Origin of the sequence: Dietzia maris, assembly GCF_036287335.1 — a bacterium.
GTDB classification, from domain to species: Bacteria; Actinomycetota; Actinomycetes; order Mycobacteriales; family Mycobacteriaceae; genus Dietzia; species Dietzia cinnamea.
In genome coordinates, this window is record NZ_CP143053.1 from 205,887 (window position 1) to 217,516 (window position 11,630).

The window sequence follows — 11,630 nt, forward strand, 5'->3', positions numbered from 1 at the left end:
GGTACGTCTCAGGGCGTCGAAATAACAGGTCGGCGCGGTTTGCCGCCTTCTTTAGGTCGTCCTCGGGTCGACGAGCCTAGCCGAGAAAGCCAGTCCGTATCGAAGGGACACAGGCCGGGCGGTAGCGGCGTAGTAGCTGTCGCGAGGCGCGCCCCGTCACTGTTCGTCACTGTAGGTCACTGTAGGTCACTGTGCAGTGACGCCTACAGTGATGGGCTCGTCGAAGGCCCATCAACGGGCACCTCTACCCGACGTACATTGCTCGATTGCAGCGCCGACGCTATCCTCGGGGCATGCCACCTGCCCCCTCTGGGGGCAGGTTTTTTCATGTCCGATCACGCTTCGCGCCCCTCTGACCTGGAGAGGACGCGATGACTTACGGCTGGTCCGAGGCCCAAGCCGAGCAGGGCATCCTCGACGCCCTCGCCGAGCGCGAATGGGAGCACCGCTCCGGGCCATCCCTCGCGCCCGGCTCGGGGGAGCGCGACTCGTGGCATGACATCGTCCTGCGGGGCACCCTCCTGCAGTCGCTGATCAACCTCAACCCGGACGTGCCCGAGGAGTATCTCCAGCAGGCCATGGCCGAGGTGACCACTCCCAAGTCGCAGGACGCCGTCACCGAGAACCACCGGCTCCACCACATCCTGCTCGACGGCTACAAAGGTCTGACCTACATCGACGACGACGGCCGCGAGGTCGCCCCGGTCATCCGCTTCCTGTCCGCCGACGCCTCGCGCAACAAGTATCACGCGGTGGACCAGGTGACCGTCCGCAGCCGCGAACACGAACGACGATTCGACGTGGTGGCCTACGTCAACGGACTGCCGCTCGCGATCGTGGAACTCAAGAAGCCAAGCGCCAAAAACGCCACCGCCGAACTCGCGTACAACCAGCTGCGCACCTATCTTCACGAATTCCCCATGGCGTTCCGCTTCGCCGTCGTCGTCGTCGCCACCGACGACCTCTCCGCCCGCTACGGCACGCCGTTCACCCCGTGGAACCACTTCGCGCCCTGGAACGTCGACGACGACGGCCGCCGCATCGCCCCCCTCACCACCCACGAAGACTCCGCGGAACCCATCACCGAACTCGACCTCCTCATCGACGGCGTGTTCAACGTCGAACGATTCGGCCAGCTCCACCGCGACTTCACCGCCTTCGACGCCACCGAGTCCGGTCTGATCAAACGCATCGCCAAACCGCACCAGTACTTCGCCGTCACCAAAGCCGTCGGCGCCACCGTCCGCGCCGTGGACTCCGACGGCCGGGCCGGCGTCGTGTGGCACACCCAGGGCTCCGGCAAATCCATGGAGATGGAGCTCTACACCGCCAAGATCATGCGGCACCCGCGACTGGCCAACCCCACGGTCATCGTCATCACCGACCGCACCGAGCTGGACTCCCAACTGTTCGACGGCTTCCAGATCTCCGACCTGCTCCCCGAGCAGCCGGTGCAGGTCCGCACCCGCGACGATCTGCGGACACAACTGGCCGACCGCCGCTCCGGCGGCATCTACTTCACCACCCTGCAGAAGTTCGGCCTGAGCAAATCCGAGCGAGACTCCGGAGCAACACACCCGCTGCTCTCGGACCGGCGCAACATCGTCGTCATCGCGGACGAGGCCCACCGCAGTCACTACGACAACCTGGACGGCTACGCCGCGCACCTCAAGAGTGCGTTGCCGCACGCGACCCTCATCGCCTTCACCGGGACCCCCATCACCGAGGGCGAACGCGCCACCCGCCGCGTCTTCGGCGCCGACATCGACGTCTACGACCTGCACCGGGCGGTGGAGGACGGCGCCACGGTCCCCGTGGTCTACGAACCGCGACTGATCAGCCTGGCCCGCCTTCCCGGCGTGGACGACGAGTCGCTCGACGATGCTGCGGAGGAGGCACTGAGCGGCCTCGACGCCGCGGACGCCGAACGCCTCCAGCGCGCAGTCGCCAAGCTCGACACCGTCTACGGCGCCCCCGAGCGGATCCGCACCCTGGCCGCCGACCTGGTGACCCACTGGGAAACCCGCCGCGACGCCATGAGGCCCTTCCTCGGCGTTCCGGGCAAGGCGATGATCGTCTGCGCCACCCGATCCATCGCCGCGAACCTGTACCAGGAGATCGTCGCCCTCCGCCCCGACTGGCACTCCGACGCCGACGACACCGGCAAGGTCAAGGTGGTCTACACCGCCGACCCGGGCGACGAGGAGCACGTCACCAGGCATCTCCGGCGTCCGAGTGCGATCGCCGCGGTGAAGCAGCGGGTGAAGAACCCCGACGACGAGCTCGAGCTGATCATCGTCAAAGACATGATGCTCACCGGCTTCGACGCCCCGGCGCTGCACACGCTCTACGTGGACCGGCCGCTCAAGGGCGCGCTGCTCATGCAGACGCTCGCCCGCGTCAACCGCACCTTCCGCGGGAAGCAGGACGGGCTGCTCGTGGGCTACGCGCCGCTCACTGACAACCTGTCCAAGGCATTGGAGGAGTTCACCCGCGAGGCCCCGGAGGGCGGCGACCGACTCGTCGGCCGCACCTCCGAGGAGGCCGCGCATATCGTGCTCGACCTGCTCGCAGGCGTGCGTGAGCTCATCGGCGACGAGTGGAAGGCACAGTGGCACGCCAACGCCAAAACCGGCTGGCGTGATGCGCTGCTCACCGTGGTGACCCGCCTGCGGTCGCCGGGCACACCGGGAAACCGCGACGACGACGACCCGGACGCGCGCCCTCTCGCCGACCGCTTCCGCGACCTGTCATCCAAGCTCGCACGGGCGTGGGCGCTGGCGGCGGGCAACGACTCCCTCGAAACGGTCCGACCAGAGGTGCGGTTCGTCGAAGAGGTCCGCGTCTGGATGCTCAAGCTCGACGCACAGCAGAAGATCGGCGCCGGAGAACTGGTCCCGGACGAGATCAAGCGCATTCTCGGCGAACTGATCGTCGACTCCGCAGCGAGCACAGGGGTCGTCGACATCTACCGCGAGGCCGGACTGCCCCTCCCGCGGCTCGACACGCTCACCCCGCAGTGGGTCGAAGAGGCGCAGAAGCCGTCCAAGGCCCACCTGGCGATCGAGGCGCTCAAGGCGACGTTGCTGGAGGAGGCCGCGACGGTCACGCACGGCAACGAGCTGCGGCGAAAGCTGTTCTCCGAACGCGTCAACGAGCTCATGGTGCGCTATACCAACCAGCAGCTCACGGCTGCCGAGGTGATCGCCGAGCTGGTGGAGCTCGCCAAGGAGGTCAGCGCGGAAGCCGACCGCGGGCAGCGCTTCGAGCCGCCGCTGGAAAGCTATGAACTCGCGTTCTACGACGTGGTCGCGTTGAATGGGTCCGCGGTCGACGTCCTCGGCGACGACGTGCTGGCCGAGATCGCCCGCTCGATCGTCGCCACCATGCGCCGCGACATCCGCACCGACTGGACGGTCCGCGAGGACGTCAAGGCCAAGCTTCGCGCCTCGGTCAAGCGCACACTACGCAAGTACAAGTACCCACCGGACAAGCAGCCAGAGGCCATCCAGCTGGTGATGCAGCAGATGGAGGCACTGGCCCCCAGGTACGCAGAGGAGTCAAAGGAGGAAGACGGGAGGTGAGCTCAGGCCGGGTGTGGGACGCCTACGGCTCCACGGAGCTCGCGATTCCCGCGGACCCCCGCCCACCCCGAGGCCGTTCTCGCAACCCCACCCGCTGGTCTTCCTCGATGCGGGGCGCAGCCGCCCGGCGGACCGCGAGACTGGGCACGCACTTCCAGCCGCAGCTCGATGATCCCGGGCTTATCGCGCTCTGCCGGGCAGAATGCCTCGCGCCCGGGCACCGGCCTGGCCTCGTCGTCGTCGCCCCCGTACGGCTCATCGGCGAGCGCGTCCTGCCGGGGATCCGGTGAGGGGGCCGCCGCGCCCGTAGTCTCGGCTGATGAGCTCCGAGACCGCCCGCCCCCGCAACGCCCGTCCCCGCACCGCCCGCTACTGGGCAATGCCCGCCGCCCTCGGGGCGATGGGGGTCCTGCACTTCGTCAATCCCCGGCCGTTCGACGGTCTCATCCCGCCCGAGCTGCCCGGCAGCCGCCGCGCGTGGACCTATGGGTCGGGCGTCGCGGAGCTCGCGGTCGCCGGGCTGTTGGCCGCGCCCCGCACACGGAGGCTGGGTGGTGCTGCCGCCACCGCGCTGTTCCTCGGCGTGTTCCCCGGCAACCTGCAGATGGTCCGCGCGTGGCGCCGCAAGCCGGTCTGGCCGTACCAGGTGATCGCGTGGGGCCGACTGCCGCTGCAGGTGCCGATGATCGTCGCCGCCGACCGCATCCGCCGAGGCGCCTGACCTGGGGCGCCTGACGCGCCTTACGCGCCGCCGTCCTGCCAGGCGGCCCGGTCCTCCCACGCACCGAGGCGCGCGAGGGCGTCCCGCTTGACGTCCGCCGGCGCGAACGACGACTCGATCGACGTACGCGCCACCTCCACGAGCTGCGCCTCGGGCACGCCCATCCGCTCGTGTGCGGACACGTACTCGTCGACCACGTCCGCGCCGAACAGCAGGGGGTCGTCGGCGCCGATCGAGCACCGCACGCCGGCGGCCAGGAGCGCGGGCAGGGGATGGCTCTCGAGCGAGGGACTCACGCCCAGCACGACGTTGGAGGTGGGGCACACGTCGAGGCACGTCCCCCGCTCGGCGAGCAGCTCGAGCACGCCCGGATCCTCCACGGCGCGCACCCCGTGCTGGATGCGGTCCGCCCCCAGTTCGACGGCGGAGCGGACCTCCTCCGGCCCGCCCAGTTCGCCCGCGTGGGGCACCACCCCGAGTCCGGCGTCGCGGGCGATCGCGAACGCTTCCGCCGCGGCGGCCACGGGACTGTCACGCTCGTCGGCGACCAGACCCACCGCCACGACGCCGCGGTCGGCGAACCGCGCGGCCAGCCGTGCCGCCTCGAGCGCGTGCTCGGGCCCCGCGCCGCGGTCGATGCTCACGATCGCGCCGGCCCACACCCCGTGCCTGCGTGACGCCTCGGCCATGACCGGCAGCTGGAACTCGAGCGCCTCCTCGGCGGAGCCGAACGCCACCGCCTTCTCGGGGATCGACGCGAACTCGAGCGCCACCACCCCCTGCGCGGCGGCGTCGGCGATCACCTCGTCCAGGAGCTGCTCGACTCGCTCCGGCGTGTGCAGGAGGTCGATGAGCAGGCCGTACGCGTCGAGGAACCGCGTGAAGTCCGGGTAGTCGACGAGCGGCGGCACCTCGAGGCCGTCCTCCGCGCACCACTGCCGCAGCGTCGCCTCCCGCATGGCCGCCTCGAGGTGGACGTGCAGGTGCGCCTTCGGCAGCGCGGTCAGGCTCCGGCGATTGGCATCGGCGCGGTGGGCGGTGTCGGCGCGGCGTGCGGTTTCGGTCATTCGTCGGCCTTGACCTCGCGGGCATCGTCGGCGATGTGCTGGTGCGTCATCGGGTCGGAGCCGTCCCAGGCGGTGACGTTTCGGGCCCGTGGCAGGTCGTCGCGGTGGAACACCGGGTTGTGTCCCTTCGTCTTCTGCTGCAGGTAGTGCCGCAGCAGCGCCACGGCGAGTCCGCCGAGCGGCAGGATCGCGATGAGGTTGATGGTGGCCATGAAGCCCATGAACAGGTCGGCAAGGCCCCACACCAGGTCCACCGAGCCGAGCGCGCCGCCGAACACCGCGAGCAGGACCAGCGCGCGGAAGACGTTGATCGACCGCGGGCTGTCGCGCAGGAAGTTGATGTTGGCCTCGCCGTAGTACGAGTTGCCGAGGATCGAGGAGAAGGCGAGGAAGAAGATGACCACCATGAGGAACGGCACGCCCCACTCGCCGACCTGCGACGCGAGCGAGTCCTGCGTGAGCGTGATGCCCTCTCTGTCTCCGCCGAACTCGGGGTCCGCTAGCAGAATGATGAACGCCGTGGCCGAGCAGACGACGAGGGTGTCGAAGTACACGCCGAGCGACTGGACGAGGCCCTGCTTGACGGGGTGGGAGACCGAGGCGGTCGCCGCGGCGTTGGGGACGGAACCCATGCCGGCCTCGTTGGAGAAGAGGCCGCGGCGCATGCCCTGCATGATCGCCGCGCCGATGGTGGCGCCGGCGATCTCGCGGAACCCGAGGGCGTGGCCGACGATGAGGCCGATCATGTCGGGGACCTCGGTTATGTTGATGGCGACGACGATGAGGGCGACGACGACGTAGGCCGCGGCCATGACCGGGACCAGGATCTCGGTGACAGCGGACAGGCGGCGTACGCCACCGAAGATGACGAGGCCCGTCACGAGCGCCAGCCCCAGGCCGATGGCGATTCCGGCTCCGGTGCCCTGGAGGTCGAACTGGTTGCGGACGGATTCGGAGATCGAGTTGGCCTGGACGGCGTTGAACACGAAGCCGTAGGTGACGGTGATGATCACCGCGAACGCCACGGCCACCGGCTTCCAGCCCAGCCCGTCGCGGATGTAGTACGCCGGTCCGCCGACGTACGAGTCCCTGCCCTTGACCTTGTACAGCTGCGCGAGCGTCGACTCGATGAAGGCCGTCGCGCCACCGATGATGGCGAGGAGCCACATCCAGAAAACCGCCCCGGGCCCGCCGACGGTGATGGCGATGGCCACGCCCGCGACGTTGCCGGTGCCGACCCGGGATGCCGCCGAGATGGTGAAGGCGCGGAAGGCGGAGATGCCCTTCTTGTCCGGTTCGATGTCGGAGGGTTTCTCGGTGATGGTCCGGAGCATCTCCGGGAAGAGCCGGATCTGGACGATCAACGTGGTCACTGAGAAGTACAGCCCGGCGATCACCAGGAGTGCGATGACGCCGTACCAGTAGACGTCGTTGATGCCCGCGACGAGCTCGGTGAGTTGGGTCACGGGTGGTGACACTAGCCTCGGTCTTTCACGGGCCGGCTGCATCACGCCGCTGAAGCGTGGCCGGAGCCGTTTCGGGCTGATTTCGATGTCGGGGCATGGTTGGGGCCCGGCTGTCGCGCCGGGGCAGCGGGTTCCGGGGGTCCTTCGGCTCGTCGGGGCAGAGGTTCGGTGGTCAACCGAATGCGGTGCGTATTCGGTGCCAGCCTGCGGCGATGGCGCTCGCCCAACGCCAGGTCTTATCGATGCGCAGGCAGGTCTGTCGGGCACTGCGGGTGATGCGGGCGGCCACGTGGAGCACGCGGTAGCGGAACGCCCCGATCTCGCAGCGAGCCAGCGCCGGGTCGCCCTGGAAGGCGATGAGTTTGGTCCAGGCGATCAGGTCGGTGGCCATCATGACGACCTCGAGCCAGGCGGCGTTCTCGGTGAACCCTCGGCAGGGCAGGTTGCGAAGCCCGGTGGCCTTGGCCTGCCGGATACGGTCCTCCACCCGGGCGTGCTGGCGGTGACGTAGCTCCAAGCCGGCGATATTGCCGCCGATCACTCCGGGTGGGGTGTCGGTGAGGAACGCGGTGATCCGCATGCCGTCTGAATCGGTGAACGTCAGCTGCGCCCCGGGGTGCGGCCGCTCTTTGCGCAGGATCAGCCGTGCCCCGTCCGGCCAGGCTGACAGGTCGATGTTGGCGGTGGCCTCGGTGACCCAGGCACCGTCGCGGATGTTGCCATCGGTGTCGATGGCCGGGTACCAACACCCGTCGGGGATGCCATCGACGAAGTTCTTGATACGAAAGTCCACCGGGAACCCGAAGGAGAACCCGACCCCACGCTCGCGGCAAGCGGCAGCAAACGCTCGGGTCGCGCCGGCTGAATCCGAACGAGCCAGTACCCGTGGGCCGCCGGGATCGCCCGGGGTGGGACGCGCATGCGCCGGTAGCGAAGCCAGCGCCATGTCCAGGACCTGAATGTGGTCGGCAGCGGTGTTCGAACCAGCATTGCCAGGTCGGAGCAGCCCGCCGAGGGCTTCACCACCGGCGATGTCGGGCCGATCCAAAAACGCCAGCAACGGGTGGAACCCGAAGGTGCGTTTCCAGGTCGCGGCCGCGTTCTCTTTCTCCGAATGAGCCACCGTGATCGTGGCATCCAGATCGATGCACAATTCCTGACTCAGGTCAGGGCCGGCACCTGCGGCCCACGCCGCTTGCCGGGCTGCGGCCCGTGCGGCGCGCACCGCCGGAAGGTGGTCAGTGTCGATGCGGTCCAGCGCCCGCCAGGCGGTGGGCATCGAGGCCACCGACCCAAATACGTCCTCGCGATCACCGAGGACCCCGATCCCGGTGATCGCATCCGCGCCATCGGCGACCGCGACGGCCAGATCGGTCAGCACCTGGCCCGGGGAGTGGACCCACGCCCCGCGGTAGGTGTCCGCCAGAGCGTCCTCGAGCGCGGTGACCAGGCCCGTGCGCTCGGCGAGCTCCCGCAGCATCCCCAACCCTGCGTGCGAGACAACACCCGACCCGTCCGCACTGACCTTCAACCGCCGAAACGACCCGCTAGACTTCATCTGGGAAGTGCTCCTCGAACTGAACCGATGTGGACCTTAGATAAGTCACATCATCCCAGCTCCGGAGCACTTCCCACGTCATTTCCAAGACCAGACCTCACGGCCCCCGTGAAAGACCGAGGCTAGTGGGCATCTCCGTTAGTTCGTCGGGGGTCGGTGAGCCAGGCGGTGGGGTCGCCGAGATAGAGGCCGCAGGCGGTGTCGAGGGCTTCTGCGGGAGTGCCTGAGGGCCATCCGTTTGGCAGGGCGGCTTGCTGGTAGTCGTCGTGGCTGGCGCGGTAGATCGCAAAACCCCACTGGCTGGCTGACCCGGCGTAGCGCAGCCGGCAGAGCTTGACTTCGTCCCCGTCGGTCAAGGTGGCATCGATGTAGGCGAATCCGGCCCGGTAACGGGTGTGCAGGGCCTGGATCTGGGGCCACCGTTCGGCAGCGCGGGCCAGCAACTTCTGTCGCAATGAGGTCTGGGTCGACTCGGGGATCTTGGCCATGATCTCCATCATCGCCTCCACCAGTTTTCGCCCTCGGCTTTCGGGGTGTTCCGGCGTGGCGGCTCGGCGGGCGCCGCTGGATGGGTCAGAAATGGATATGCCTCCCACCAGCGCCGATATCGTCGTCCTCACCGCCAAGGAACGCGACGCGTTGACCCGCCGCGCGCACGCTGCCCGCTGTGCTCACCGTGACGTACTGCGAGCCCGGATCGTCCTCGCCGCCGCCGACGGTGACGCCAACGCTGCGATCGCTCGTGAGGTCGGGGTATGTCAGGACACGGTGCGCCAGTGGCGGCATCGCTTCTGTCTCGAGCGCCTTGAGGGGCTCAAAGATCGGCCCCGCTCGGGACGACCGCGAGTGTTCACCCCCGTCGAGGTCGCCCAGGTCAAAGCGCTGGCGTGTACGCGTCCGGCTGACCACGGTCTGCCGCTGACCCGATGGTCGGCCGCCGAGTTGAGAGCCCACGCCGTGGCCACAGGGCTGGTGCGCCCCGTGGCGCCGTCGACGATCGGGCGCTGGCTGGCCGCAGATGCGATCAAGCCGTGGCAGCACCGATCGTGGATCTTCCCCCGCGACCCGGACTTCGCCGCCAAGGCCGCCCGGGTGCTGGACCTGTACCACCGCCGATGGAACGGCGTTGCTCTCGGCGACGATGAGTACGTCATCAGTGCGGACGAAAAATCACAGCTCCAAGCCCTCAAACGCCGTCACGCCGAGACTCCCTCCGGGCCCGGTCAGCCGCGGCGCGTGGAGTTCGAGTACCGCCGCGGTGGGACGTTGGCCTACTTCGCCGCCTACGACGTCCACCAGGCCCGCGTGATGGGGATGACCGCACCCAAGACAGGGATCGCCCCGTTCACCGAACTGGTCGAGCAGGTGATGACCCAAGAGCCATACGCATCCGCGAAGCGAGTGTTCTGGGTCGTCGACAACGGCTCATCCCACGCAGGTCAGGCCTCGAAAGACCGGATGCGTCATGCGTTTCCCAACGCGGTCCTGGTGCACCTTCCGGTGCACGCCTCGTGGCTCAACCAGGTCGAAATCTACTTCTCGATCCTGCAGCGCAAAGCCATCGCCACCGGCGACTTCGCAGACCTCGACGATCTCGCCGCACGCATCCTCGCGTTCCAGGATCGCTACAACCGAAGCGCCGAACCGTTCGGCTGGAAGTACACCCGCGACGACCTCAACCGCCACCTCGACCGCCTCAACAACGACGGCACCCTCCGCGCAGCATGACCCCCGACGAACTAACGGAGATGCCCACTAGTAACGGGGAGGCGGCTGCGCCACTGAACCTCCACCGCCGGACCCCCGTACCCGGACCTCCTACTCTGGGGGAGTGACTGATGCGGGACCGAGACAGACGCGCGCCGGCGGGCGGGGTGGGAAACCGACCGGGGCGCGACCGGAGACGCTGGAGCCGACCGCCCCGGATGTCGCCCTGCTCTTCGAGGGCGGGGGTATGCGAGCGGTCCACACGGCGGGCGTGGTCGAGACCCTGATCGAGGCAGGGATCCACACCGGTCTTGCCGCCGGGATCTCGGCGGGGTCGTCTCATCTGGCCAACTACGTCTCCCGTGACGCGGTGCGCGCCCGGAAGAGTTTCGTGGAGATGGCCGCGGACCCGAACTTCGGGGACTGGCGCAGCTTCGCGCGTGGCAAGGGGTTGTTCAACGCGGAGTACATCTACGAGCAGGCCGGCCTGCCGGATCAGGTGCTGCCGTATGACTTCGAGACGTTCGAGGCGAGTGGTACCGCTGCGCGGATCGGGACATTCCGGTGCTCGGATGGCGAGACGGTCTTCTGGACCGAGGACGACGTCGAGTCGATGGCCGACCTGATGCGGATGGTGCGGTCGTCGTCGACCATGCCGGTGTGGATGCCGCCGGTGCTCATCGACGGCGAGTACTACGTCGACGGGGCTCTGGGCCATGACGGTGGGATCCCGTTGTCGGCGGCGCGCGAGGCGGGGTTCGAGAAGTTCCTCATCGTGCTCACTCAGCCGGAGGGGTACCGGAAGATCCCGCCCCGTCGACTGACGCCGTTCTATCGCTCGTATTTCCGCCGCTTCCCGGCGGTGGGGGAGGCGCTGCTGCATCGCTGGGCGCTGTACAACGAGACGCTCGACGAGATCGAGGAGCTGGAGAAGTCGGGCGACGCGCTGGTCTTCCGACCGGAGCGGGTGACGATCAGGAGCTACGAGCGCCGGGTCGACCGGCTCGCGGAGGCGTACGTCTCGGGACGCGAGCAGGCCCGCCGTGAGGTCGACAGCTGGCTGGAGTTCTGCGGACTCTGAGAAGACCTGTCCCGCCGCTCCGGAGAGGCCCGGAAATGCGCGACGCCGCGGTCGTGTTCAGGGCACGATCGCGGCGAAGCGGGAAGGGGTGTGACTCAGGAGCCGAAGATCTCCGCGCCGCCACCGAGCGTGAAGAGGATGTACGAGGGAAGGCGGAGCAGGCCGTCGATTGCGGCCGAGCCGACGCCACCCGCGGGGAGGAGGTCAGCGGACCCTTCGGAGAGGTCGAACCAGAAGTCAGAAATCTCGCCCATGTCGTGCCCTTTCGACGTGACGTGCCCACTGTCTGTGGGCTACACCACCAGAAGTTACGACCGCCCTGAGTGCCGTGCCACCGCGAAAGTCACATATTCCCCGGCTTGGTCGCCAGCTAAGGAATTTGCGAACTGTCGACCTGCTAAATGATCGGTTCGTGAAGAAATGGCCTCGCTAAGTAACTTTCGCTC

At 68.3% G+C, this 11,630-nt stretch carries 9 protein-coding genes; 4 read left to right on the top strand and 5 right to left on the bottom strand.

Going from position 1 to position 11,630, the window contains the following annotated elements; genetic code table 11:
* Nucleotides 1–371 precede the first annotated feature (371 nt).
* A complete protein-coding gene (locus VYL96_RS00945; RefSeq protein WP_061228583.1) occupies nucleotides 372–3,584 on the top strand; it encodes a type I restriction endonuclease subunit R in 3,213 nt (1,070 codons plus the stop codon).
* A gap of 319 nt (nucleotides 3,585–3,903) precedes the next feature.
* The gene (locus tag VYL96_RS00950; protein WP_174521566.1) at nucleotides 3,904–4,305 is read left to right on the top strand and encodes a DoxX family protein; all 402 of its coding nucleotides are present in this window, start codon (nucleotides 3,904–3,906) and stop codon (nucleotides 4,303–4,305) included.
* Between the two features lie 20 nt (nucleotides 4,306–4,325).
* On the opposite strand, the gene add is transcribed toward VYL96_RS00950, so the two are convergent.
* From add to VYL96_RS00970, 4 genes are all read right to left on the bottom strand, one after another.
* Nucleotides 4,326–5,372: an adenosine deaminase gene (gene add, locus VYL96_RS00955; protein ID WP_082767890.1), complete on the bottom strand. Its 1,047-nt coding sequence runs from the start codon at nucleotides 5,370–5,372 to the stop codon at nucleotides 4,326–4,328.
* Nucleotides 5,369–6,838 carry an alanine/glycine:cation symporter family protein gene (locus VYL96_RS00960; protein ID WP_061230145.1) on the bottom strand — a complete coding sequence of 490 codons (1,470 nt, stop codon included), beginning with the start codon at nucleotides 6,836–6,838 and terminating at the stop codon, nucleotides 5,369–5,371. The genes add and VYL96_RS00960 overlap by 4 nt, the downstream gene beginning before the upstream one ends.
* Nucleotides 6,839–7,010: 172 nt before the next feature.
* Nucleotides 7,011–8,396: an IS1380 family transposase gene (locus VYL96_RS00965; RefSeq protein ID WP_131886714.1), complete on the bottom strand. Its 1,386-nt coding sequence runs from the start codon at nucleotides 8,394–8,396 to the stop codon at nucleotides 7,011–7,013.
* Between the two features lie 122 nt (nucleotides 8,397–8,518).
* A complete protein-coding gene (locus VYL96_RS00970) occupies nucleotides 8,519–8,896 on the bottom strand; it encodes a hypothetical protein (RefSeq protein WP_329437518.1) in 378 nt (125 codons plus the stop codon).
* Between the two features lie 85 nt (nucleotides 8,897–8,981).
* On the opposite strand from VYL96_RS00970, the gene VYL96_RS00975 reads away from it, so the two are divergent.
* Both VYL96_RS00975 and VYL96_RS00980 read left to right on the top strand, forming a co-directional pair.
* The gene (locus VYL96_RS00975; protein WP_329438422.1) at nucleotides 8,982–10,124 is read left to right on the top strand and encodes an IS630 family transposase; all 1,143 of its coding nucleotides are present in this window, start codon (nucleotides 8,982–8,984) and stop codon (nucleotides 10,122–10,124) included.
* Between the two features lie 103 nt (nucleotides 10,125–10,227).
* Complete coding sequence (locus tag VYL96_RS00980) at nucleotides 10,228–11,184, top strand: patatin-like phospholipase family protein (RefSeq protein ID WP_243699689.1); 957 nt, start codon at nucleotides 10,228–10,230, stop codon at nucleotides 11,182–11,184.
* A 95-nt stretch (nucleotides 11,185–11,279) separates the two neighbouring features.
* Here VYL96_RS00980 and VYL96_RS00985 read toward each other — a convergent pair whose 3' ends face one another.
* A complete protein-coding gene (locus tag VYL96_RS00985; protein WP_165001078.1) occupies nucleotides 11,280–11,438 on the bottom strand; it encodes a hypothetical protein in 159 nt (52 codons plus the stop codon).
* Nucleotides 11,439–11,630: the final 192 nt, after the last annotated feature.